The 22,382-nt window shown below is 72.8% G+C and carries 22 protein-coding genes; 14 read left to right on the plus strand and 8 right to left on the minus strand.

Going from position 1 to position 22,382, the window contains the following annotated elements:
* Positions 1–156: 156 nt before the first annotated feature.
* A complete protein-coding gene (locus Cs7R123_RS16980) occupies positions 157–1,599 on the minus strand; it encodes an NAD(P)H-hydrate dehydratase (protein WP_212827657.1) in 1,443 nt (480 codons plus the stop codon).
* Complete coding sequence (locus Cs7R123_RS16985; protein WP_212827658.1) at positions 1,596–1,970, minus strand: holo-ACP synthase; 375 nt, start codon at positions 1,968–1,970, stop codon at positions 1,596–1,598. Before Cs7R123_RS16985 ends, Cs7R123_RS16980 begins: the two co-directional genes overlap by 4 nt.
* A 23-nt stretch (positions 1,971–1,993) precedes the next feature.
* Here Cs7R123_RS16985 and Cs7R123_RS16990 point away from each other — a divergent pair, with 23 nt between their 5' ends.
* The 3 genes from Cs7R123_RS16990 to Cs7R123_RS17000 all read left to right on the plus strand — a co-directional run bounded on the left by Cs7R123_RS16990 (position 1,994) and on the right by Cs7R123_RS17000 (position 5,689).
* Positions 1,994–3,598 (plus strand): amidohydrolase, encoded by a 1,605-nt coding sequence (locus tag Cs7R123_RS16990; protein WP_212827659.1) that lies wholly within the window; start codon positions 1,994–1,996, stop codon positions 3,596–3,598.
* Between the two features lie 169 nt (positions 3,599–3,767).
* Positions 3,768–4,109, plus strand: coding sequence for a WXG100 family type VII secretion target (locus Cs7R123_RS16995; RefSeq protein WP_212827660.1), 342 nt, complete (start codon positions 3,768–3,770; stop codon positions 4,107–4,109).
* A complete protein-coding gene (locus Cs7R123_RS17000; protein WP_212827661.1) occupies positions 4,106–5,689 on the plus strand; it encodes an alpha/beta hydrolase in 1,584 nt (527 codons plus the stop codon). The genes Cs7R123_RS16995 and Cs7R123_RS17000 overlap by 4 nt, the downstream gene beginning before the upstream one ends.
* Here Cs7R123_RS17000 and glmS read toward each other — a convergent pair.
* On the minus strand, positions 5,676–7,544 hold the full coding sequence (gene glmS, locus Cs7R123_RS17005; RefSeq protein ID WP_212827662.1) for a glutamine--fructose-6-phosphate transaminase (isomerizing): 1,869 nt from the start codon (positions 7,542–7,544) through the stop codon (positions 5,676–5,678). The genes Cs7R123_RS17000 and glmS overlap by 14 nt on opposite strands.
* Before the next feature lie 118 nt (positions 7,545–7,662).
* Here glmS and Cs7R123_RS17010 point away from each other — a divergent pair, with 118 nt between their 5' ends.
* Together Cs7R123_RS17010 and Cs7R123_RS17015 are read left to right on the plus strand one after the other, a co-directional pair.
* A complete protein-coding gene (locus tag Cs7R123_RS17010; protein WP_212827663.1) occupies positions 7,663–8,397 on the plus strand; it encodes a hypothetical protein in 735 nt (244 codons plus the stop codon).
* 54 nt (positions 8,398–8,451) lie between these two features.
* Positions 8,452–9,000 carry a hypothetical protein gene (locus Cs7R123_RS17015; protein ID WP_212827664.1) on the plus strand — a complete coding sequence of 183 codons (549 nt, stop codon included), beginning with the start codon at positions 8,452–8,454 and terminating at the stop codon, positions 8,998–9,000.
* A gap of 63 nt (positions 9,001–9,063) precedes the next feature.
* Here Cs7R123_RS17015 and glmM read toward each other — a convergent pair whose 3' ends face one another.
* From glmM to rplM, 3 genes are all read right to left on the minus strand, one after another.
* On the minus strand, positions 9,064–10,407 hold the full coding sequence (gene glmM, locus Cs7R123_RS17020; protein WP_212827665.1) for a phosphoglucosamine mutase: 1,344 nt from the start codon (positions 10,405–10,407) through the stop codon (positions 9,064–9,066).
* Between the two features lie 167 nt (positions 10,408–10,574).
* Entirely contained in the window at positions 10,575–11,057 is a 483-nt protein-coding gene (gene rpsI / locus Cs7R123_RS17025; RefSeq protein WP_212827666.1) for a 30S ribosomal protein S9, read from the minus strand.
* 20 nt (positions 11,058–11,077) lie between these two features.
* Entirely contained in the window at positions 11,078–11,521 is a 444-nt protein-coding gene (gene rplM / locus Cs7R123_RS17030; protein ID WP_212827667.1) for a 50S ribosomal protein L13, read from the minus strand.
* Positions 11,522–11,869: 348 nt separating this feature from the next.
* On the opposite strand from rplM, the gene Cs7R123_RS17035 reads away from it, so the two are divergent.
* The 3 genes from Cs7R123_RS17035 (at position 11,870) to Cs7R123_RS17045 (ending at position 14,582) form a co-directional block, all read left to right on the plus strand.
* Positions 11,870–13,213: an MFS transporter gene (locus tag Cs7R123_RS17035; RefSeq protein WP_212827668.1), complete on the plus strand. Its 1,344-nt coding sequence runs from the start codon at positions 11,870–11,872 to the stop codon at positions 13,211–13,213.
* Between the two features lie 191 nt (positions 13,214–13,404).
* Positions 13,405–13,995: a malonic semialdehyde reductase gene (locus Cs7R123_RS17040; protein ID WP_212827669.1), complete on the plus strand. Its 591-nt coding sequence runs from the start codon at positions 13,405–13,407 to the stop codon at positions 13,993–13,995.
* A gap of 53 nt (positions 13,996–14,048) precedes the next feature.
* Positions 14,049–14,582 carry a MarR family winged helix-turn-helix transcriptional regulator gene (locus tag Cs7R123_RS17045; RefSeq protein WP_212827670.1) on the plus strand — a complete coding sequence of 178 codons (534 nt, stop codon included), beginning with the start codon at positions 14,049–14,051 and terminating at the stop codon, positions 14,580–14,582.
* Here Cs7R123_RS17045 and Cs7R123_RS17050 read toward each other — a convergent pair.
* Together Cs7R123_RS17050 and Cs7R123_RS17055 are read right to left on the minus strand one after the other, a co-directional pair.
* Positions 14,579–14,872, minus strand: coding sequence for a type II toxin-antitoxin system PemK/MazF family toxin (locus tag Cs7R123_RS17050; RefSeq protein WP_212827671.1), 294 nt, complete (start codon positions 14,870–14,872; stop codon positions 14,579–14,581). The two genes, Cs7R123_RS17045 and Cs7R123_RS17050, sit on opposite strands and share 4 nt — an antisense overlap.
* The gene (locus Cs7R123_RS17055; RefSeq protein ID WP_212829223.1) at positions 14,862–15,122 is read right to left on the minus strand and encodes a DUF6364 family protein; all 261 of its coding nucleotides are present in this window, start codon (positions 15,120–15,122) and stop codon (positions 14,862–14,864) included. Before Cs7R123_RS17055 ends, Cs7R123_RS17050 begins: the two co-directional genes overlap by 11 nt.
* A gap of 337 nt (positions 15,123–15,459) precedes the next feature.
* Here Cs7R123_RS17055 and Cs7R123_RS17060 point away from each other — a divergent pair, with 337 nt between their 5' ends.
* The 6 genes from Cs7R123_RS17060 to Cs7R123_RS17085 all read left to right on the plus strand — a co-directional run bounded on the left by Cs7R123_RS17060 (position 15,460) and on the right by Cs7R123_RS17085 (position 22,234).
* On the plus strand, positions 15,460–16,062 hold the full coding sequence (locus tag Cs7R123_RS17060; RefSeq protein WP_212827672.1) for a hypothetical protein: 603 nt from the start codon (positions 15,460–15,462) through the stop codon (positions 16,060–16,062).
* Positions 16,063–16,206: 144 nt separating this feature from the next.
* The gene (gene nirB, locus Cs7R123_RS17065; RefSeq protein ID WP_212827673.1) at positions 16,207–18,702 is read left to right on the plus strand and encodes a nitrite reductase large subunit NirB; all 2,496 of its coding nucleotides are present in this window, start codon (positions 16,207–16,209) and stop codon (positions 18,700–18,702) included.
* Positions 18,703–18,704: 2 nt separating this feature from the next.
* Positions 18,705–19,049 carry a nitrite reductase small subunit NirD gene (nirD, locus tag Cs7R123_RS17070; RefSeq protein WP_212829224.1) on the plus strand — a complete coding sequence of 115 codons (345 nt, stop codon included), beginning with the start codon at positions 18,705–18,707 and terminating at the stop codon, positions 19,047–19,049.
* A gap of 43 nt (positions 19,050–19,092) precedes the next feature.
* The gene (locus Cs7R123_RS17075; protein WP_212827675.1) at positions 19,093–20,178 is read left to right on the plus strand and encodes a uroporphyrinogen-III synthase; all 1,086 of its coding nucleotides are present in this window, start codon (positions 19,093–19,095) and stop codon (positions 20,176–20,178) included.
* 27 nt (positions 20,179–20,205) lie between these two features.
* Positions 20,206–21,090 (plus strand): hypothetical protein, encoded by an 885-nt coding sequence (locus Cs7R123_RS17080; RefSeq protein WP_212827677.1) that lies wholly within the window; start codon positions 20,206–20,208, stop codon positions 21,088–21,090.
* Positions 21,065–22,234 carry a hypothetical protein gene (locus tag Cs7R123_RS17085; protein ID WP_212827679.1) on the plus strand — a complete coding sequence of 390 codons (1,170 nt, stop codon included), beginning with the start codon at positions 21,065–21,067 and terminating at the stop codon, positions 22,232–22,234. Before Cs7R123_RS17080 ends, Cs7R123_RS17085 begins: the two co-directional genes overlap by 26 nt.
* Positions 22,235–22,382 lie beyond the last annotated feature (148 nt).

Genomic DNA, 22,382 nt, shown 5'->3' on the forward strand with positions numbered 1-22,382 from the left:
GTACCCTGCCGGGACCCGTCCCCCCGCATCCACCCCTGTGGATAACCCTGCGGCAGTTTCGGGGAAAGTGCAGGAATCTTGGCTGGGATTCGTGCACTTTCCCCGAAACTGCACGGATCTTGACTCCGTACGCGGGGCGCGGGCGGCGGCGGGAGGTTACGCGAGGAGGGCGGCGAGGACGGGGCGGAGGGCGGCGGCCACGTCGGAGGAGGTGACGGGGCCGGAACGGGCCGCCTCGCGGCCGGCCAGGCCGTGTACGTACGACGCCGCGACCGCCGCCCGCACCGGCGGCACCCCGGCGGCCAGCAGCGATCCGAGCAGCCCCGCGAGCACGTCGCCGGTGCCGCCGGTGGCCAGGGCCGGGCTGCCGGTCGGGTTCACCCACGCCTCCCCGGACGGCCCGGCGACCACGGTGCGGTCGCCCTTGAGCAGCACCACCGCCCGGGTCCACGCGGCCAGCTTCTGCGCCGCCGCGACCCGGTCGGGGCCCACCTGCTCCCCGGCCAGGCGCGCGTACTCCCGGTCGTGCGGGGTGAGCACGGTCGGCGCGTCGCGTCGGCGCAGCTCACGGGACATCGACCCGTCCACCAGCATGGTGATCGCGTCGGCGTCGAGCACGGCGGACACGGGCGCGGCGAGCACCGTACGCAGCTCGCCCTGGGCGCGGTCGTCGGTGCCCAGGCCGCTGCCGCAGGCCCAGGCCTGCACCCGCCCCGCGTCGGCGACGCGGGGCGTGCCGATGACGCTGGGGTGCGCGGGCACCACGGTCTCGTGCGCGGCCCCGGCGTAGCGGACCAGCCCGGTCGGCCCGGCCAGCGCGCCGGAGACCGAGAGCAGGGCCGCGCCGGGATAGCCGGGCGAGCCGGTCGCGACCCCGACGACGCCGCGGGTGTACTTGTCGGACCCGGCGTGGGCCCGCGGCCACCAGGCGGCGATGTCGGCCGCCTCGGCCACCCGCAGCGCGGGGTCTCCGTGCAGCCACGGCCGCAGCCCGATGTCGACGAGCTCGACCTGCCCGGCGTGGCCGGTGGCGGGGCCCACCACGTGGGCGGGCTTGAGGCAGCCGAACGTGACGGTGACGTCGGCGCGTACGGCGGTGCCGGGCACGTCGCCGGTGTCCACGTCGACGCCGGACGGGATGTCGACGGCGATGACCGGCGGCCGGGGGTCGAGCACGGCCAGCCGCTCGACCAGCGTCAGCGCGGCGCCGCGCAGGGCACCGGTGGCGCCGATGCCGACGAGCCCGTCGACGATCAGGTCGGTGCGCGCGGGCCAGTCCGCGACGGTGCGCCCGCCCGCGGCGAGCAGCGCGGCCAGGCCGCCCGCGTGCACCCGGGCCGGGTCGGCGGGCAGCGCGCTCACGGACACGCCCAGGCGGGCCAGCATCGCGCCCGCGTGCAGGGCGTCGCCGCCGTTGTCGCCGGGGCCGACCAGGAGCAGCACGCGCGAGCCGTACACCCCGCCCTGGTCGCGCAGGGTGACCTGGCAGCGGCGCGCGAGCCCGGCGGCGGCCCGCAGCATCAGCGTGTCGGGCGGCAGCGTCGGGATGAGGGCCTGCTCGGCCGCCCGGACCTGGGCGACCCGGTACGCCTGCCTCACAGTCCCGCCTCCGCGATGACGAACGCCGAGGCGATGCCGCCGTCGTGGGACAGGGACAGGTGCCAGCGCTCGACGCCGCGCTCGGCGGCGACGGCGGCGACGGTGCCGGTGACGGTCAGCCAGGGCCGCCCGTCGGGGTCGACGACCACCTCGCAGTCGTGCCACTGCATGCCCGCGGGGGCGCCCAGGGCCTTGGCCACGGCCTCCTTGGCGGCGAACCGGGCCGCCAGCGACTCCGGCGAGCGTGGGTTGCCGGACCGGGTGGTCCGCTCGGCCTCCGTGAACAGCCGCTCCGTCAGCATCGGGGTGCGCCGCAGCGCCTGTGCGAAGCGTTCCACCAGGACCACGTCGTTGCCCACCGAGACAATCACCAACTGACCTTAAGGTCTGGAGTGTGGATCTGGTACTGCGTGGCGGCATCGTGTACGGCGGCGGCGGGGCGACGGCGGTCGCCGTGAAGGACGGCAGGATCGCCGCGATCGGCTCCGACGAGCAGGTCGGGGCGCTGGCCGAACGCGGCACCGAGGTGGTGGACCTCGGCGGCGGGCTGCTGCTGCCCGGGTTGCAGGACGCGCACGCGCACCCGGTGTTCGCCGGGCTGAACCTGCTGCGCTGCGAGCTGACCGAGCTGCACGACCGGGCCGGGTACCTGGCGGCGGTCGCGGCGTACGCGGCCCGGACCGGCGATCTGTGGATCATGGGGGCGGGCTGGTCGTACGACGCCTTCGGCGGGGCGCAGCCGTGCCGGCAGGACCTCGACGGGGTGGTCGCGGACCGGCCGGTCTACCTGGCCGTACGCGACGCGCACAGCGCCTGGTGCAACTCGCGGGCGCTGGCGCTGGCCGGGATCGACCGGCACACCCCCGACCCCGAGGGCGGCCGGATCGAGCGCGACGCCGACGGCGAGCCCACCGGCGTGCTGCACGAGAGCGCGATGGAGCTGGTCAGTTCGGTCGCGCCCCGCCCGGACGCGGCCGAGATCCGGCGGGCGCTGCTGCTGGCCCAGTCCCGGCTGCACTCGCTGGGCGTGACCGCGTGGCAGGACGCGATCGTCGGCGACTACGGCGGCTGGCCCGACTGCTTCGAGGCGTACCTGGCCGCCGACCGCGAGGGCCTGCTCACCGCGCGGGTGCGCGGCGCGCTGTGGTGGGAGCCGTCGCGCGGTCCGGAACAGCGGGACGACCTGCGCAACCGCCGCGAGCTGGCGCGCGGCGGCGGGGCGCGGTTCCGCACCGAGACCGTGAAGATCATGCAGGACGGCGTGGCGGAGAACTTCACCGCCGCCATGCTGGAGCCGTACCTGGACGGCTGCGGCTGCGCCACCGACCGCCGCGGCATCTCCCGCGTCGACCCCGCCCACCTGCGCGAGATCGTCGCCCTGCTCGACCGCGACGGCTTCCAGGTGCACTTCCACGCCATCGGGGACCGGGCCGCCCGGGAGATCCTGGACGCGGTCGAGGGCGTGGCCGGGTCGCGGCTGCGCCACCACGTGGCACACGTGCAGGTGGTGCACCCCGACGACGTGCCCCGGTTCGGCCGGGTCGGGCTCACCGTGACCATGCAGGCGCTGTGGGCCGCGCACGAACCCGCGATGGACGAGCTGACCATCCCGTTCCTGGGACAGCCGCGCGCGAGCTGGCAGTACCCGTTCGGCGGCGTGCACCGCGCCGGGGGGCGGCTGGCGGCGGGCAGCGACTGGCCGGTGTCCGACCCGGACCCGTTCAAGGCGATCCACGTGGCGGTCAACCGGGTGCCGTACGGGGTGGACGGGCCGCCGCTGGGGCCGGAGCAGGCGATCTCGCTGGAGACGGCGGTGCGGGCGTACACGGAGGGGTCGGCGTACGTGAACCACCTGGACGAGACCGGGGTGATCGCGGTGGGACGGCTGGCGGACCTGGCGCTGCTGGACCGGGACCCGTTCGCGGGACCGGCCGCGCAGATCGGCGCGACGCGGGCGCTGCGCACGTGGGTGGCGGGTCGGCTGGTGTACACCGCCTGACCCGGCGCCCACCGTCGCGGCGGACCCCGCCGCCCCTGCGGTGTAGGTGGGTGGCTGCTACCAGGGGGTCTGGGGTGCGGCAAGGGCTGTGGATAAGTCTGTGGGTATCCGGCCCCTGGTTATCCACAGGGCTGTCCCCAGGCTCCACCGGCGCGGCAGCATCCCCCGCATGGATGTCGAGTTCGATGACGGAAACGCACCCCAGCCGGTGCGCGTCGACCCCCACGAGTTGGTCCGCATCGCCGCCCGGCTGGCCGACCTGGCCGGCGCCATGTCCCGCGACGTGCCCCGCACCGCCGACCTGACCGCCTCCCCGGAGGGCTGGTCGGTCAGGTCCGCCCAGGTCAGGCTGATGTACGAGGTCAACGCGCACCTCACCGGCCTCAGCACCGCCCTCGACGGATACGCGCAGCGGCTGCGCACCGCGGCCGCCGAATACTCCGGCCGCGACGAGCGTGCCGCCGACGTGATCGCGGCCGCGGGCGGCGCCCGGATCGGGGTGGCCCGATGACCGTGACGTACGCGCAGCTGGTCGCGGCCGACCTGGACCTGTGGACACGCAGCGCGGCGTCCTGGCGCCGGCTGAGTCGGCACGTCGACGACCGCGCCGACGAGCTGGACGCGCAGGTGACCCGGCTGGGGCAGGTGTGGACCGGCGGGATCGCCGCACCGGCGGCCGAGGCCGCCTGCCGCACCATCAGCGCCGGGCTGGTGACGGTGCCGGGGGTGCTGCTGGAGGTGGACCAGCTGCTGTGCCGGCACGCCGAGCTGGTGCGCGCGCTCCAGCAGCGGGTACGCGTCCTGCTGGCGTCCCTGCGCGGCACCCCCGTCCGGGTGTCCCCCGACGGCGAGGTGAGCCTGGACGTGGTGACCGTCAAACCCGACCCGGGCGAGATCGCGTTCGCGAAGTGGGTGGCGGCGCAGCTGGCGGAGATCCTGCGCCGGGTGCGCGACAGCGACGACGACACCGCGCGCCTGCTGACCGCGCTGGCGGTCGGGGCGCGCGACGGCTGGGCGACCAGCCCGGCCCCGGCTCCGCCGAGCGGCATCCTCGCCGTCGCGCAGTGGTGGGCGGCGCTGACCCCGGCGCAGCGGCGCTGGCTGCTGGTGACCCGGCCGGACCTCGTCGGCGGCCTGGACGGGGTGCCCGTGGCCGCCCGCGACCAGGCCAACCGGCAGCGGCTGGACACCGAACTGGACCGGCTGCGGGCGGTCCTGGCGGCACCGCATCCGCCGGACGGCACGGAGCGCCGGATCCACACGCTGGAAGGGCTGGCGGCCCGGCTGGACCGGCAGGAGCCCCGGGCATACCTGATGGGCTTCGACGCGGCCGGGGACGGGCGGGCCGTGATCGCGGTCGGGGACCCCGACGCCGCCGACAGCACCGCGACGTACGTGCCGGGCAGCGGGGCGTCGATCGACTCGGTCGAGGGCGAGCTGAGCCGGGCCTCCGCGCTGCAACTGCGCGCCACCGCGACGGCACCCGAGCAGCGCACGTCGGCGATCCTGTGGCTGGGCTACGACCCGCCCGACGGGCTGGACGCGCTGCTGGAGACCTCGGCCCGCGACGCCGCCCCGGACCTGGCCGCCTTCCAGGACGGGCTGGCGGCCACGCATGAGGGCGAGCCGGGGCGGCACACGGTCGTCGGCCACTCGTACGGCTCACTCGCCCTGGGTCTGGCCGACCGCGACGGCGCGCTGGCCGCCGACGAGATCGTGGCCCTGGGCAGCCCGGGGATGGGTGTGGGCAGCGCCGCCGAGCTGCGCGATCCCGCGCACGTGTGGGCGGCCACGGCCCGCAACGACCTGATCCTGGCGGCCAGTTCCAAGGGCGAGGTGGCGCTGGACGCGGTCGGCGGCCCGGCACTGATCGCCGCCGGGGCGGCCACGGACGCGCTGTTCCGCGGCAACGCCGACCTGTGGCACGGGGTGGACCCGTCGTCGGCGCAGTTCGGCGCGCGGGTGTTCGACGCCGGAGTGGGCCGCGATCCGCTCGCGGCCCACTCCGGCTACTTCGACTCGGCCAGCCCGGCCCTGGAGACGATGGCGCACATCGTCACGGGCACGGAGACCGGCCCTACTCCACCGTGACGGACTTGGCCAGGTTGCGGGGCTGGTCGACGTCGTGGCCGCGCGCGGCGGCGATCTCGGCGGCCAGCACCTGCAGCGGCACCGTGGTCACGAACGGAGCGAGCAGCGTCGGCGTGCGCGGCACCCGCACCAGCAGGTCGGCGTACGGCACGACGGCCTCGTCGCCCTCCTCGGCGATGACGATGGTGCGGGCGCCACGGGCGCGCACCTCCTGGATGTTGCTGACGATCTTGTCGTGCAGCACCCCGCGCCCGGCGGGCGAGGGCACCACGCACACGACCGGCGTGCCGTGGTCGATCAGCGCGATCGGGCCGTGCTTGAGCTCGCCCGCCGCGAAGCCCTCAGCGTGCATGTAGGCCAGCTCCTTGAGCTTGAGCGCACCCTCCAGCGCCACCGGGTATCCGACGTGGCGGCCGATGAACAGCACCGTCGAGGCGGTGGACAGCTCGCGGGCCAGCTCGCGGACGGGCTCCATGGTGCCGAGCACCTTCTCGATCTTGTCGGGCATCTCCTGGAGCTGCGCGACGACCGCGGCGACCTCGTCGGCGTACTTGACGCCGCGCACCTGGGCCAGGTGCAGGCCGACCAGGAAGCAGGCGGCGAGCTGGGTGAGGAACGCCTTGGTGGAGGCCACCGCGATCTCGGGGCCGCCGTGGGTGTACAGCACCGCGTCGGACTCGCGCGGGATGGTCGAGCCGTTGGTGTTGCAGATGGCCAGCACGCGGGCCTTCTGCTCCTTGGCGTGGCGCAGCGCCATCAGCGTGTCCATGGTCTCGCCGGACTGCGAGATCGCCACGACCAGCGTGGACCGGTCGAGCACCGGGTCGCGGTAGCGGAACTCGCTGGCCAGCTCCACCTCGCACGGGATGCGCGTCCAGTGCTCGATCGCGTACTTGGCGACCAGGCCCGCGTGGTAGGCCGTGCCGCAGGCGACGATGAAGACCTTGTCGACGTCGCGCAGGTCCTGGTCGGTCAGGCGCACCTCGTCGAGCATGATCTCGCCGGTCTCGCCGATGCGGCCGCGCAGCGTGTCGGCGACGGCCTCCGGCTGCTCGGCGATCTCCTTGAGCATGAACCAGTCGTGCCCGCCCTTCTCGGCCGCGCGCGCGTCCCAGTCCACGTGGAAGTCGCGGCCCTGGGCCGGGTTGCCGTCGAAGTCGGTGATCTCGATGGCGTCGGCGGTGATCAGGACGATCTGGTCCTGGCCCAGCTCGACCGCTTCGCGGGTGTGCTCGATGAACGCGCTGACGTCGCTGGCCAGGAAGTTCTCGCCGTTGCCGCGCCCGACCACGAGCGGGGAGTTGCGGCGGGCGCCGACCACGGCGCCGGGCGCCTCGTTGTCGACGGCGAGCAGCGTGAACGCGCCCTCCAGCTTGCCGCAGACCTTGCGCATCGCCTCGGCGAGCGCGGCCGGGCTGCCGGGCACCCCGGCCAGCTCGGCGGCGAGCAGGTGGGCGACGCACTCGGTGTCGGTGTCGCTGGCGAACTCGACGCCGTCGGCCTGGAGCTGCGCGCGCAGGCGGGCGAAGTTCTCGATGATGCCGTTGTGGATCACGGCGACCCGGCCGTCGGTCGACAGGTGCGGGTGCGCGTTGCGGTCGGTGGGGCCGCCGTGGGTGGCCCAGCGGGTATGCCCGATGCCGGTGAGCCCGGCGCGCAGGTCCGCCTCGGCGGACTCGGCCAGCATCTTCTCCAGGTTCGACAGCTTGCCGGCCTTCTTGGCCAGCAGCAGGCGGCCGTCGGCCAGCACCGCGACGCCCGCCGAGTCGTATCCCCGGTATTCCAGGCGCCGCAGCCCGTCGAGGACGACGCCGAGGGCCGACTGAGTTCCTACGTATCCCACGATCCCGCACATGCGAGCCACCCTAGCGGAGTTTCGCTCATATTGCATGAGCGAAGTCGAGTCTTTCACGCACACGTGATGATCGATCACGGACAGCAACCGCTGGTGCGGCCCGGTATCCTCTCTGGGCGTGACCGACCCCTCCGCCCCGTCCGATCCCACTCCCCGGCCCGCCGCCCCCGGCCCCTGGCAGCCCCCGGAGGCACCGCCCGCCTGGCAGCCCCCGTCGGCCCCGGCTGCGGGCGGGTGGGGCCAGCCCGGCGCACCGCAGGGCCAGCCCGGCCCGGCCGCGGGCGGCTGGGCTCCGCCCGGTGGCGCCGTGCCGGGCCCGTACCAGGCGTATCCGGCGCCGGGGGCGTATCCCTCCGGTCCGACGATCGCACCGATGGCCCCTCCGCCGCCGAAGAAGAGCAACACCGGCCTGGTGATCGGCATCATCGCGGGCGTGGTGCTGCTCGTGGTCTGCCTGTGCGCGATCGGCGGGGTGCTGATGGCCCGCAGCCTGAGCGAGGCGGCCAACCGCGTCCACACCTACCCGACATACGACCCGTACGGCGGCTACGGGGACGAGCCCAGCCCGGACGCCTCGCCGACGACGGGCCGGGGGCACACGGTGGAGTACCGGATCACGGGCAAGGGCACTGCGAAGATCAGCTTCCAGACGCCGGCGGGATACAACACCGCTACCGCCCCGCTGCCGTGGACCCGCAGCTGGACGGGGTACGGCTCATACCTGCGGACCTCGGTCTCGGCGACCGTGCCGGGCACGGCCGCGATCACCTGTGTGATCGTGATCGACGGCAAGGAGGCCGACCGGCAGACCGGCAAGGGCTCGGTCACCTGCATCCGCGATCTCGAAGTCTGACGGGTACTGGGCACGGAGCCCGCGACCGTGCGGGCTCCGGTCTACCATCCGCCCATGAGTTACCCCCCTCCGTACGACCCCAACCAGGCGCAGCCCCCTCAGCCCCCGCAGTACGGGCAGTACGGCGCGCCTGTCTCGCCGATCCAGCAGCCGGCGAAGAAGAGCAACGCGGGAATGATCATCGGCATCATCGTCGGTGTCGTGCTGCTGCTGTGCGCGGCCTGCGGCGTCGGCGGCTGGATCCTCTACGGCAAGGCCAAGGACAAGGCGCAGGAGATCGTCGACACCTTCCCCACCATGGATGTCGAGACCGGCAAGCCCGGCGGCTCGCACTCGGTCCACCTCGCCGTCGAGGGCAGCGGCAAGACCAGCATCACCTGGAACGCCGGCAGCGGCGGCCCGCAGACCGAGACCGTGACCCTGCCGTGGTCCAAGGACATCACCGTCGACCAGGACACCTTCGCCGTATCGGTGATGGCGTTCGACACGCTCGACGACTCCACCAAGTTCGAGAGCTGCTCGATCTCGATCGACGGCACCGAGCGCAAGCGCAACGACGGCAATGACATCTCGGTGGTCTGCACCGCGATCTTCATGAGCTGACCCGCCGGAACGGCGAAGCGGCGCGCCCCGGACCGGGGCGCGCCGCTTCTCTCGTACTCGGGGTCAGTCGGCCAGCGGGCTGGCCGCGCGCACGTCGGCGGCGATACCCTCGGCGATCTTCTGCGCGGTGTCCTCGCTGGACGCCTCGACCATGACCCGCACCAGCGGCTCGGTGCCCGACGGGCGCAGCAGGACCCGGCCCGCACCGGCGAGCTGGGCCTCGGCCGCCGCCACCGCCGCCAGGATCTCCGGCGCCCCGGCCACCGCCCGGTCGGCCACCCGTACGTTGATCAGCACCTGCGGCAGCTTGCTCATCACCCCGGCCAGCCCGGCCAGCGAGGTGCCGGTCTGCGCCATCCGCGCCATCAGCCGCAGGCCGGTCAGCACCCCGTCGCCGGTGGTGGCGTGGTCGGTGAAGACCACGTGCCCGCTCTGCTCGCCGCCGAGGCTGAAACCGCCGTTGCGCAGCTCCTCCAGCACGTAGCGGTCACCGACCTTGGCCTCGACCAGGGTGATGCCCGCCTCGCGCATCGCGATGCGCAGGCCGAGGTTGCTCATGACCGTCGCGACCAGCGTGTCGTCGACCAGGGTGCCCGCGTCGCGCATGCCCAGGGCCAGGATCGCCATGATCTGGTCGCCGTCGACCTCGGCACCGTTGGCGTCCACGGCCAGACAGCGGTCGGCGTCGCCGTCGACCGCGATGCCGAGGTCGGCCCCGTGCTCGACCACGGCCGCCTGCAACGGGCCGAGGTGGGTGGCGCCGCACCCGTCGTTGATGTTGAGACCGTCCGGCTCGGCGTTGATGGCGATCACCTCGGCACCGGCCTGGCGGAACGCCTCCGGTGCGACGTCGCTGGCCGCGCCGTGGGCGCAGTCGACCACGACGGTCAGGCCCGACAGCGAGTGCTCGGCCGCGCCCACCAGGTGCGCGGTGTAGTGCTCCGCACCGTCGAGCAGGTCGTGCGCCCGGCCGACCGCGGCGCCGGTGGGCCGCGTCCACCGCTCGCCCAGCGCCGCCTCGATGGCGTCCTCCTGCTCGTCGGTGAGCTTGTGCCCGCCCTCGGCGAAGAACTTGATGCCGTTGTCGGGCATCGGGTTGTGGCTGGCGGAGATCATCACGCCGAAGTCCGCCCGCACCTCGGCGGTCAGGAAGGCCACCCCGGGGGTGGGCAGCACGCCGACCCGCACCACGTTTGCACCGGCCGCGGTCAGACCGGCGACCACGGCCGCCTCCAGCATCTCGCCGCTGGCCCGCGGGTCCCGGCCGACCACCACCAGCGGCGGCTGGAGCTTGGCCGGGTCGGGCAGCGTGTGCGCCGCGGCGAGCGCGAGCGACATGGCGAGTTCGGGGCTGAGGTCAGCGTTGGCGAGACCGCGTACGCCGTCGGTGCCGAAGAGGCGTGCCATCGGGGTGCCCTTTCTGACGGGGTGGCGAAAGGCGGAGTGGGCGGGCGACACGCCGGGCCACATCCGGATGAGGTGAGAAGCCGGCTCGTGGCCGGCTGAGAGAAAGCGAACGGCCGGACACGCCAGCTGTCGTGCAGCAGCGTGCCCGGCCGTTCAGCGAAGAGAGATCAACGCTTGGAGTACTGCGGGGCCTTACGGGCCTTCTTGAGACCGTACTTCTTGCTCTCCTTGACCCGAGCGTCACGGGTCAGGAAGCCGGCCTTCTTCAGCGCCGGGCGGTCGTCGATGTCGAGCTCGCACAGCGCCCGCGCGATGGCCAGGCGCAGCGCGCCGGCCTGGCCGGTGATGCCACCGCCGTGCAGGTTGGCGATCACGTCGAGGTTCTCGTTCTTCTCGGCGGTCACCAGCGGCTCGCGGACCGACTGCTGCGCCACCTTGCTGGGGAAGTACTTCTCCAGCTCACGGCCGTTGCAGGTGATCTTGCCGGTGCCGGGGAGCAGACGCACCCGGACGATGGCCTGCTTGCGGCGGCCCACGGTCTGGATCGGCCGGTCACCCTTGAACTTCGGGGTGGCCTGGACCTTCGCGGCGACGACGACCGAGGCCTCAGCCTCGACATCGGCCTGGGTCGGCACAGAAGTGTCGGTCATGGTGATTCCTTCGTCCGCGCTCACTGCGCGATCTGCTTGATCTCGAACGGCACGGGCTGCTGCGCCGCGTGCGGGTGCTCCGCGCCAGCGTAGACCTTCAGCTTCGACATAATCTGACGGCCCAGCTTGTTGTGGGGGATCATGCCCTTCACGGCCAGCTCGATCGCCTTCTCGGGGCGCTTGGTCAGCAGCTCCTCGTAGCCGATCTGCTTCAGGCCACCCGGGTAACCGGAGTGCCGGTAAGCGATCTTGGTCGCGCGCTTGTTGCCGGTCAGCGCCACCTTGCCGGCGTTGATGACAATCACAAAGTCGCCGGTGTCGACGTGCGGCGCGAAAGTCGGCTTGTGCTTACCGCGCAGGAGGTTGGCGGTGTGGGTGGCGAGCCGGCCCAGCACGACGTCAGAAGCGTCGATAACGTGCCACTGACGCTCGATCTCACCCGGCTTCGGGCTGTACGTACGCACAGGTCTACCTTGTCTCGTCGTAGGTCTGTGTGATCGCGGGCGTTACTGCCCACGACCAACGGATTCTGCGATTCCGGCCGGCCACGAACGGGCCGGCGCGCGAACGACAAGCCTACCTGAGCATCAGGGATACCGGCTCGGCGCCACCTCTCGCACAACAGCCGCTAACGATACCCGCTGCCCCTGGGGCCGGTCAAAACGGGCCTACGCTGTTGTGTTACCGGTCCTGATGTCCGGTTTCACCCGCCGCTCTTCACAGCAGTCGGGCCCGCAAGGTGCGGCAGGATTCACAGCAAAGGTATGAACGACGGAACAACACGGCAATGACTCGTTCGTACGTTCGTCACCATGACCGCCCTTGCTCCGGCGCCCGCCCCGGCCGGCACCGCCGCACTTAGTCACTGGGACCCCGAGAACCCCGAGTTCTGGGCGTCCACCGGCCGCAGGGTCGCGCGCCGCAACCTGATCTTCTCGATCTTCGCCGAGCACCTCGGCTTCTCTGTGTGGACCCTGTGGAGCGTCGTGGTGGTGGCGCTGCCCGCCGCGCAGTTCCCCTACACCGTGGACCAGAAGTTCTGGCTGGTCGCGCTGCCGAACCTGATCGGCGCGCTGATGCGCCTGCCGTACACCTTCGCGGTGACGCGGTTCGGCGGGCGCACCTGGACCTCGATCAGCGCGATGCTGCTGCTGATCCCCCTGGCCGGGCTGATCTTCGCGGTGACGACGAAGCCCGCGTACTGGGTGGTGCTGCTGCTGGCGGCGACCGCGGGCGTGGGCGGGGGCAACTTCGCCTCCTCCATGACCAACATCTCCTTCTTCTTCCCGGAGCGGGAGAAGGGCGTGGCGCTGGGCCTCAACGCCGCGGGCGGCAACATCGGCATCAGTACGATGCAGCTGATCGTGCCGATCGTCCTGTCGGCCGGCCTGGTCTACGGCGGCCTGATGTGGGTGCCGCTGGTGCTGGCGGCCGCGATCTGCGCCCGGCTGTTCATGAACAACCTCGACGTGGCCCGGTCGCCGCTCAAGGCCCAGTTCGCCACGGTCAAGCGGGCGCACACCTGGATCATGTCGTTCCTGTACATCGGGACCTTCGGCTCGTTCCTCGGCTACTCGGCCGCGTTCCCGCTGGTGCTCAAGCTCCAGTTCCCCGAGGCGCCGGTGGCGCACGTGGGCACGGCCACGGTCACGCTGGCCTTCGCCGGGCCGCTGATCGGCTCGCTCACCCGCCCGCTGGGCGGCTGGCTGGCCGACCGCACCGGCGGGGCCCGGGTCACCGCCGCCTGCTACATCCTCATGGGCCTCGGCTCGTACGGCGTCGTCGCCTCGGTGTCGGCGCACAGCATGGGGCTGTTCCTGAGCTCGTTCCTGTTCCTGTTCGCCGCGGCCGGGGCGGGCAACGGGTCGACGTACCGGATGATCCCGGCGATCTTCGCCGCGACCTCGCCCGACCTCGCCACCGCCAAGCGGGAGTCGGCGGCGACGCTGGGCATCGCGGGTGCGATCGGGGCGGTGGGCGGCTTCTACCTGCCCCGCGCCATCAGCGACTCGATCAAGGCCACCGGCGGCATCAGCACCGCCTTCACCTGGTTCGCCGTGATGTACGGCGTCTGCCTGGCCGTCACCTGGTGGTGCTACCTGCGCAAGCGCGTGCTGGCCGCCCAGGCCCCCAGCCTGGCCCACGCCGGCATCTGACCTCCTCCCCGAGCGGCCGGGCGGCCACCACCGCCCGGCCGCACCCTGCCCGCCGCCGATCGGCGGCGTTGCGGTATACCAGCAGTGGCGATGGCCACACCGCTGAGGCTTGCGGAATAGTTGAATTTTCACCAAAGTTGGCATCAGTGGCTGGTCACCAGCCCACAGACCGACTTCGGAGGAAAGACAAGATGTCGCTCGTTCTCGACCAGCAGGCTCAGGACCTGCTGTTCCGCAGCGCCCGCACCGCCAACGCGTTCACCGACGAGCCGGTGACCGACGAGCAGGTCCGGGCCATCTACGACCTGGTCAAGTACGCCCCGACCTCGCTCAACATGCAGCCGCTGCGCGTCGTGCTGGTCCGCTCCGACCAGGCCCGCACGCAGCTGGTCGAGCGCATGGCCGACGGCAACAAGGGCAAGACCTCGACGGCGCCCCTGACGGCGATCCTCGCCGCGGACACCGACTTCCACGACGACCTGCACCGCACCTTCCCGCACGCCCCGGGCGCGCGGGACTGGTTCGGCGACGACGCCGCCCGCACCGAGACGGCCCGCTTCAACGCCGCCCTGCAGGTCGGCTACTTCATCCTGGGCGTACGCGCGGCCGGCCTGGCCGCGGGCCCGATGACCGGCTTCGACGCCGAGGGCATCAACAAGGACTTCTTCGCCGACGGCGCCCACCGGGTGCTGGCGGTGGTCAACATCGGCAAGCCGGGCGAGAACGCGTGGTTCGACCGCAACCCGCGGCTGGACTACGACGAGGTCGTTACGACGGCCTGATCCGGACGGACGAGGGGTGAGGGTAAGGCCCTCACCCCTCTAGGGTGGAATACATGGCGACGACCGCGACCCCGACGACGGCGACCCCGACGACGACTGCCAACTGGCTGACCGAGCCCGAACAGGCCGCGTGGCGCAGCTTCATCTTCACCTCGAAGCTGGTGACGGCCGAGCTGGAGCGCGGGATGGCGCAGCACGGGCTGTCCGGCACCGACTACGGCGTGCTGGTGAGCCTCTCCGAGGCGCCAGGGCGCCGGATGCGCATGTCCGAGCTGTCCCAGACGATGCTGCTGGAGAAGAGCCGGCTGTCGCATCAGATCACCCGCATGGAGCGGGCCGGGATGGTCCGCCGCGAGAGCTGCGCCGACGACCGGCGCGGCCAGTACGCGGTGCTCACCGAGCAGGGCTGGGAGACCATCCGCAGGGTGGCCCCGCATCATGTGGCGCTGGTCCGGGCGATCTTCATCGACCGGCTCTCGGCGGAGCAGCTGGCCATGCTGACCGAGCTGTTCACGCCGCTGCACACGATGATGCGGGAGGCCTGCCCCAAGGAAGCAGAGGCTTGCGGCGACACCGAGGAGTGCTAGAGGTCCTGGATGATGCGCAGGGCACGACCGACTCTGCGCATGGTGTCGGTGTCGGCGACATCGACCATGTCCGTGAACCACTTCTTCATCGGTGACGAAACCCGGTCGGGCATGATGATCAGTTCGCCCATGGGCACGGCCAGCGGGGAGTCGCGCAGTTCCTCTTCCTCCACCACCTCGGCCACGATCACGATGGGCACGTCGGTGCTGTTGTACACATCCGAGCTGATCACCAGCCCGAGCCGCTCCCGGGCGCCGTCGATGCGCCAGATCTCGCCTCTACGCAGCACGCCGCCCCCGTCCTGACAATTCCAGGCGTACCATCTCCACTTCGCGCTCGTCGTCCAGCGCGCTCTTCTCCAGGCGGTCGATCCCGGCCCGGCGGACGACGTCCGCGTGGGCGGTGAACAGCTCCCGGAGGGCCTTCTCCCGCGCGGCCTGATCCATCCAGGCCGACAGGGACAAGCCGTCGCGCTCGGCGTAGCGGCGCGCTTCCTCAATCGTGTCGTCCGCGAAGGACAGGGTTACTTTGGCAGTCATGCCGATCAGATTACGCTCGGTGTGACCATCAGTCATCCCGTTCTTCGTGCCACGAAGTTGAGTGAGAATGCCTACTTCTGAGCACTTTTACGCAGTGTGACTTCATCGTAACCGTTAGCACCTCCGTGGGGTAATCCACCGACCGGCCCACCCGGCGCGGACCGTTCCGCCCTACCTGTGCCGACCTCGGTATCCACCGATCGGAGGTCGCCCGCGCGGGGCGCCGTGCGGCCATCCGGCATCCCAACAGGGTTTACCGGCACGTCGTGCGTTGGTCTTAGCAGGTTGGAAACATAAGGGACCCGGGAGCGAAACTCCCGGACCGCAGGATTTCGCCATGGCCACGCCCGCCCCATCCGCATCCGCCGCCACCGTCGCGGCGGCGCCCGGGGCGTGCCCGGCGGCTGTGACGAACCGGCGCAGCGCTGCTGACCTGCTGTCATCCTACGAATTCGGGCACAGTGAGACGCTCGCCATAGTAGATGTGGTGCGGCCTGTGGCCCAATGGGTCGCAGCAGATGGCACAATGACCACATTGGAGAGTGCGGCGCGCGAGCGCCGCGCCCACCAGGAGCCACCGCCAGGGGTAGGGACGGATCTGGCGGTGTCGGCCGAGCTGGCCTCCCAGCTCGGCCACACCGGTGACGGCACCGCCGACATCGGAGGCGCGCGGTTCCGCGGTTCTGCCGCGGCACCGCGCGCCGTCTTCGAGGAGCTGCGGCGTGCCACCGCTGGAGGGGCGGCGGACTTCGCCGGCGTCACGTGGGAGCGGGTGGACGCCGTCAAAGGCGAGTCCATGTCCTGCCCCCCGGCGGACCGGGCAGGCGCGCCGCGGCTCCTCGTCGAACCCGTCCCAGCACCGGCCGGTCGTGCCCGCCTCGTCGCGGTTGAGCACCGGCCGACAGCCTCCCGCCCGGCCACCGGACGCCAGAGCCGGTGACCCCATGGACTGCCTTCCTCCGGCCCGTTCCCGGGCCCGCGCCGTCGGCGCTATTCGTGCCACCACCGTCCGGCCCGACCGCAAGGATGCGTCCGGCCGCCCGGTGATGTGGCGATCCACCTCGTACAGCGTGGGGGTGTCTGCATGAGCAGGAATCTCGTCGTCGCGGGCCACGGCATGGTGGCGCAGCGATTCTTGGAGGCCTTCGCCGACCGCGGCGCCGACGGCTGGACCGTGACGGTCCTGGCCGAGGAGCACCGCCCCGCCTACGACCGGGTCCGCCTGTCGGCCTGGTTCGACACGTACGACGCCGCCGACCTGGACCTGGGCGGGGCGCCCGCCGGGGTCGAGCTGCGGCTGGGCCAGGCCGTCACCGCGATCGACCGCGACCGCCGGGTGGTGGTCACCCCCGCCGGCGAGACGCCGTACGACGCGCTGGTGCTCGCCACCGGCTCGCGCGCCTTCGTCCCGCCGATCGCCGGGGCGGACCTGCCCGGCGTCTTCGTCTACCGGACCATCGACGACCTGGAGCAGCTCAGGGAGTGGTCCACCGCGAACGGCCGCCGCGTCGGCGCCGTGCTCGGCGGCGGCCTGCTCGGCCTGGAGGCGGCCAACGCGCTGCGCCTGCTCGGGCTGGAGACCCACGTGGTCGAGTTCGCGCCGCGGCTGATGCCGCTCCAGGTGGACGAGGGCGGCGGCGCCGTGCTGCGGCGCCACATCGAGGCCCTCGGCGTCACCGTGCACACCGCGCGCGGCTGCGCGGGCCTGGAGGGCGGCCCCGACGGGGTCACCACCATGCGCTTCAACGACGGCGGCGAGCTCGCCGTGGACGTGGTCGTGGTCGCGGCGGGCATCCGGCCGCGCGACGAGCTGGCCGAGGCCGCCGGACTGGCCAAGGGCCCCCGCGGCGGCTTCCTGGTCGACGACTCCTGCGCCACCGCCGACCCCGCGGTCTGGGCCATCGGCGAGTGCGCGTCACTGAGCGTCGAGGGCGGCGACGGCGTCTGCTACGGCCTGGTCGCGCCCGGGTACGCCATGGCCGAGGTGGTCGCCGACCGGATCACCGGCGGCGGATCGAAGATGGCCCTGCCCGACACCTCCACCAAGCTCAAGCTGCTCGGGGTCGACGTGGCCAGCTTCGGCGCCCCGTTCGCGCCCGGCCTGGACGTGGTGGTGACCGACCAGGTCACCGGCGTCTACGCCAAGCTGCTGCTCACCGACGACGCCAAGACCCTGCTCGGCGGCATCCTCGTCGGCGACGCCAGCGCGTACCCGACGCTGCGGGCCAGCCTCGGCGGGCCGCTGCCGGCCGCGCCGCTGGCCATGCTGGCCCCGGCCGGGGACGGCGCCGTGAAGATGGACCTGCCGGGCACCGCGCAGGTGTGCTCCTGCCACGCGGTGACCAAGGACCACGTCACCGACGCGATCGCGGGCGGCTGCGCCGACGTGGCCGGGCTGAAGACCTGCACCAAGGCGGGCACCGGCTGCGGTTCCTGCATCCCGCTGCTCAAGCAGCTGCTGGCCGCGGGCGGGGTGGCGCAGAGCAAGGCGCTGTGCGAGCACTTCACGTACTCGCGGCAGGAGCTGTTCGACATCATCCGGGTCCGCCGGGTCACCTCGTTCTCCGAGCTGGTGAGCACGTACGGCAGCGGCCGCGGCTGCGACATCTGCAAGCCCGCGATCGCCTCGATCCTGGCCACCACCAACCCCGGCTACATCCTCGACGGCGAGCAGGCCGCGCTGCAGGACACCAACGACCACTTCCTGGCCAACATCCAGCGCGACGGCACGTACTCGGTGGTGCCGCGCATCCCCGGGGGCGAGATCACGCCGGAGAAGCTGATCGTGATCGGCGAGGTGGCGCGGGACTTCGGGCTGTACACGAAGATCACGGGTGGGCAGCGGATCGACCTGTTCGGCGCCCGCGTCGAGCAGCTGCCGGTCATCTGGCAGCGGCTGGTCGAGGCCGGGTTCGAGTCCGGCCACGCGTACGGCAAGGCGCTGCGCACGGTGAAGAGCTGCGTCGGCGAGACCTGGTGCCGGTACGGCGTGCAGGACTCCGTCGGCCTGGCCATCGACCTGGAGCTGCGCTACCGCGGCCTGCGCGCCCCGCACAAGCTCAAGTCCGCGGTCAGCGGCTGCGCCCGCGAGTGCGCCGAGGCCCGCAGCAAGGACTTCGGCATCATCGCCACCGAGAACGGCTGGAACCTGTACGTCGCCGGCAACGGCGGCTTCCGCCCGCGCCACGCGGACCTGTTCCTGACCGACCTGTCGACCGAGGACCTGGTCCGCTACATCGACCGGTTCCTCATGTACTACATCCGCACCGCCGACCGGCTCCAGCGCACCGCCGCCTGGCTGGAGGCGATGGACGGTGGACTCGACCACCTGCGCGACGTCATCGTGGACGACTCGCTCGGGCTGTGCGCCGAACTCGACGCGCAGATGGCCCAGCACGTCACGGCATACGCCGACGAGTGGCGGGCCACCCTGGACGACCCGGACCGGCTGGCCCGCTTCGTCTCGTTCGTCAACGCACCGGAGACCCCCGACCCGGACATCACGTTCGAGGTGGAGCGCGGGCAGAAGGTCCCGACGCGCCAGGGTCCGGTGCCCGTCACCATCGGAGGTGCCCGGTGACCATCACTGCGACTACGGCGTTCTGGACCTCGGTGTGCTCGTACGACCGGCTGCTGCCCGAGCGGGGCGTGGCCGCGCTCGTCGACGGGGTGCAGATCGCGATCTTCCGTACCTACGACGGCGACCTGTACGCCATCGGCAACCGCGACCCGATCGCGGGCGCCCAGGTGATGTCGCGCGGCATCGTCGGCGACCGCGGCGGCGTGCCGACGGTGGCCTCGCCGCTGCACAAGCAGGTCTACGACCTGCGCACCGGCGAGTGCCTGGACCTGCCGGGCGTGGCCCTGCCCACGTACCCGGTGCGGTGTGAGGGCGGCACCGTCGAAGTCACGCTGGACCGGCCGTGAGCAGTCCGCACACCGGTCCCGCCACGGGGGACGAGGACGGGTCATGACCGAGCTGGCCGGGTTCACCGTCGGCGTCACCGCCGACCGTCGGCGGGACGAACTGGCCGCACTGCTGGAACGCCGCGGCGCCCGGGTGGTCATCGCCCCGGCGCTGCGGATCGTCCCGCTGCACGACGACTCGCAGCTGCGCGAGGCGACCCGGCGCTGCCTGGACGCGCCGCCCGACATGGTGGTGGCCAACACCGGCATCGGCATGCGGGGCTGGCTGGAGGCGGCCGAGGGCTGGGGCCTGGCCGACCCGCTGCGCGCGGTGCTGGTGCACGCGTACATCGTGGCCCGCGGGCCCAAGGCCCGCGGCGCGGTGCGCGCCGCCGGACTGCACGACCAGTGGTCGCCGGACTCGGAGAGCTGCGACGAGTGCCTGGCCCACCTGCTCCAGCGCGGGGTCGCCGGGAAGGTCATCGCGGTTCAGCTGCACGGCGACCAGCAGCCGGAGTTCTGCGCGTCGCTGCGCGCCGCCGGGGCCGAGGTCATCGAGGTGCCCGTGTACCGCTGGGCGCCGCCGCTGGACCCGGCGCCGCTGCACCGGCTGGTCGACCTGGTCTCCAACCGCCTCGTCGACGCCATCACGTTCACCTCCGCCCCGGCGGCGGGCGCGCTCATCGCCGCTGCCGGCGGCGGCGCGGACACCCTGCTCGACGCGCTGCGTCACGACGTCGTGGCCGCCTGCGTCGGGCCGGTCACGGCGGCACCGCTGATCCGGCACAACATCCCGGTCATCGCCCCGGCCCGCGCGCGCCTGGGGGCGATGGTGCGCGCCATCGCCGACGAGCTGCCCCGGCGGGCGGTGACGCTGCGGGTGGCCGAGCACCAGCTCACGCTGCGCGGGCACGCCGCGATGGTCGACGGCGAGCTGAAACCGCTGGCCCCGGCCCCGATGGCGGTGCTGCGGGCGCTGGCGGCGATGCCGGGCAAGGTGCGCTCGCGGGCCTCGCTGCTGCCCGCGCTGCCGCGCGGGGCCGACGAGCACGCGGTCGAGATGGCGGTGGCGCGGCTGCGCGCCGGGCTGGGCGACCCGGCGTTCGTCCAGACGGTGGTCAAAAGAGGCTACCGGCTCCCGGTGGACTGACCGGCCGAGCAGACGTATGGTCCCCGCGTGATGCGTTTCTGGGTACGGCAGCTGGCGGCCGGATTCGGCCTGGCCGCCGTCATCGCGGCGGCACAGTTCGGGGTCGTCTACGGACTCAACGCGCTGCGCCTGGACCGCGAGTTCCTGGCCGGCACCGACAACGACTGGAACCTCCAGCTCAGCTGGATCGCCTGGTTCGCGCTGTGCGCCACCGTCGGCGGGGCCACCTTCGCCGCCGGAATGGCGCAGCGGGAGACCGGCCGCGTCGGCGTGGGCGTGCGGGCGCTCGCGGCGTGCACCGCCGCGCTGGGCGCCGCCACGGTCGCGCTGCCGCTGACGCTGCAACCGGCGCGGTACGCCGTACTGCACGCCTCGTTCGACCCGCAGCTCACCGCCGCGCTCGCGGTCGGCGCGGGGGTGATCGCGGGGCTGCTGCTGTCGCTGTTCGTGGTCGCCCGCAGCCCGCTGAGCACCAACCTGTGGGTGTTCACCGCCGGGGTGTGGGTGCTGGCGGTCGTGTCGTTCCTGGACACCGCCCAGTTCGGGCGCAACCGCGACGCGCTCGGCGACTACTACGACCCGATCCGGCTGGGCGTGCTCGACGTCAGCTCGCTGGAGCCCATCCCCCGTGCCTCGTTCACCGCACCGGTGCTGGCGGTGCTCGCGGCGCTGGTCTGCGGGCTGGTCGCGCGGCGGGCCGGGCGCTCGCGCACGCTGATCGCCCTGTCCGGCGCCGCGGGTCCGCTGCTGATCGCCATCGCGTACGGCATCGGCGGGCCGGGCCTGTCCCGCTCGCTGAGCTACCAGGCCGACGCGTACCTCGGCGCGATGATCGCGGTGGTGGTGGGCCTGCTGGTCACGACCGTCATCGCCCTGGCGCCGCGCCGTGCCCCCGCCCGACCGGCCTTCTGACCCGCGCCCGGCCGACCCCGGGCCGCCGGAGGACTACAACGCCGAGCTGCACTACTACGTGGTGTACGCGACCGAGGCCGACCGCCGCCGCGACGCCCCGCCGCTGACCGTCCTGATCACCGGCCGCAGCCACGCGGACGTCCGCTACCGCGGCTACGAGCACTGCCTGCTGTGGCGCCATCGCGAGGGCGCCTGGGTGTACGACCCGGGCTGGGGCCGCGCCCTGCGCCCCGAGTTCGACGACACCTGGGACCCGGTCCGGCCCGAGCAGGCGGCTGCCCTGGCCGCGCGGATCGAGGGCGCCACGCCGCTGCCGGACCCGGACACGGTGCGGGAGGTCTTCTGGCGTACCGAGCGGGAGATCCGGGACCGCAGCCACCGCCGGGCCCCGTCGCTGCGCGTCGACGGCCGCCAGGTGTGGGTCGAGCGGGTGCGCTGGATGACGCGGCACCGCCTGGAGCCGCTGTGCCGGGAGCTCGGCCTGCCCGCCACCGCGCTCGTCGAGCCGCTGCCCGTCGACACCGAGCTGAGCGGGCGGGACGTGGCCGTCGCCGGGCGGGGCGGGCGCCTGTCGGTGCAGCTCGACGCGGTCGGGGTCTGCACGGTGCGGCTCACGGTCGCCACCACGGAGGACCTGTCCGCACCGGCCGGCGACCTGATCGCCCTGATGAAGGACGCCGTGGACGCGGCCGAGCAGGTCAGGACGGCCTCCACCCGCGAGGCGGTATGGGGCGAGGACCGCATCCGCCTGGACCGTCCCGCAGTGCTCGGGCGGTCCTCGGAGCACGCCTCACTCGACGACTGCGACCTCCAGTTCGGCGCCTGGTTCGCGATCTCGGCCGACGGCTCGATGGAGACCTGGCTGTTCGCCTGCGCCTGCGATGAGGAGGTGATCCTCGGCCAGCGGATCCGCGACGCGGACACGGTGCGGCCCGGAGACCGGCTGTGGTTCCTCGACGACTCCGCGATCGCGCCGCTGCGGCTGGCCCGCGCGGCCTGCCCGGCGCCGCTGGACCCCGCCTGCGACTGCCCGGTCCACCGCAACCTGCGGATGAGCCACCTGCCCACCGGCAACGCCAAACTGATCGCGCAGACCCTCGACGGCCTGCCGCTGCTCCGCCCCCTCGACGACCCGAGCTGGTGACCGCCCCCCGTCGCCGCAGAGCGGCGGCGCTCGTGCAGTTTCGGGGAAAGTGCACGAATTCCGTCGTCCATTCCAGCGCTTTCCCCGAAACTGCACGAACGCACCGCGCCCGCCCCGCGTGGCGGCGGGGCGGGCGCGGTGGGGTACA

It is taken from the genome of Catellatospora sp. TT07R-123 (assembly GCF_018327705.1).
In the GTDB taxonomy this organism is placed as follows: Bacteria; Actinomycetota; Actinomycetes; order Mycobacteriales; family Micromonosporaceae; genus Catellatospora.

Bases quoted from the DNA above. Each gene is read 5' to 3' on its own strand.
- Cs7R123_RS16995 (WP_212827660.1), top strand. From the start codon at position 3,768: ATGGATGTCGAGTTCGATGACGGAAACGCACCCCAGCCGGTGCGCGTC.
- Cs7R123_RS17000 (WP_212827661.1), top strand. From the start codon at position 4,106: ATGACCGTGACGTACGCGCAGCTGGTCGCGGCCGACCTGGACCTGTGG.
- glmS (WP_212827662.1), bottom strand. From the start codon at position 7,544: ATGTGCGGGATCGTGGGATACGTAGGAACTCAGTCGGCCCTCGGCGTC.
- Cs7R123_RS17015 (WP_212827664.1), top strand. From the start codon at position 8,452: ATGAGTTACCCCCCTCCGTACGACCCCAACCAGGCGCAGCCCCCTCAG.
- glmM (WP_212827665.1), bottom strand. From the start codon at position 10,407: ATGGCACGCCTCTTCGGCACCGACGGCGTACGCGGTCTCGCCAACGCT.
- rpsI (WP_212827666.1), bottom strand. From the start codon at position 11,057: ATGACCGACACTTCTGTGCCGACCCAGGCCGATGTCGAGGCTGAGGCC.
- Cs7R123_RS17035 (WP_212827668.1), top strand. From the start codon at position 11,870: ATGACCGCCCTTGCTCCGGCGCCCGCCCCGGCCGGCACCGCCGCACTT.
- Cs7R123_RS17040 (WP_212827669.1), top strand. From the start codon at position 13,405: ATGTCGCTCGTTCTCGACCAGCAGGCTCAGGACCTGCTGTTCCGCAGC.
- Cs7R123_RS17045 (WP_212827670.1), top strand. From the start codon at position 14,049: ATGGCGACGACCGCGACCCCGACGACGGCGACCCCGACGACGACTGCC.
- Cs7R123_RS17055 (WP_212829223.1), bottom strand. From the start codon at position 15,122: ATGACTGCCAAAGTAACCCTGTCCTTCGCGGACGACACGATTGAGGAA.
- Cs7R123_RS17060 (WP_212827672.1), top strand. From the start codon at position 15,460: ATGGCCACGCCCGCCCCATCCGCATCCGCCGCCACCGTCGCGGCGGCG.
- nirB (WP_212827673.1), top strand. From the start codon at position 16,207: ATGAGCAGGAATCTCGTCGTCGCGGGCCACGGCATGGTGGCGCAGCGA.
- Cs7R123_RS17075 (WP_212827675.1), top strand. From the start codon at position 19,093: ATGACCGAGCTGGCCGGGTTCACCGTCGGCGTCACCGCCGACCGTCGG.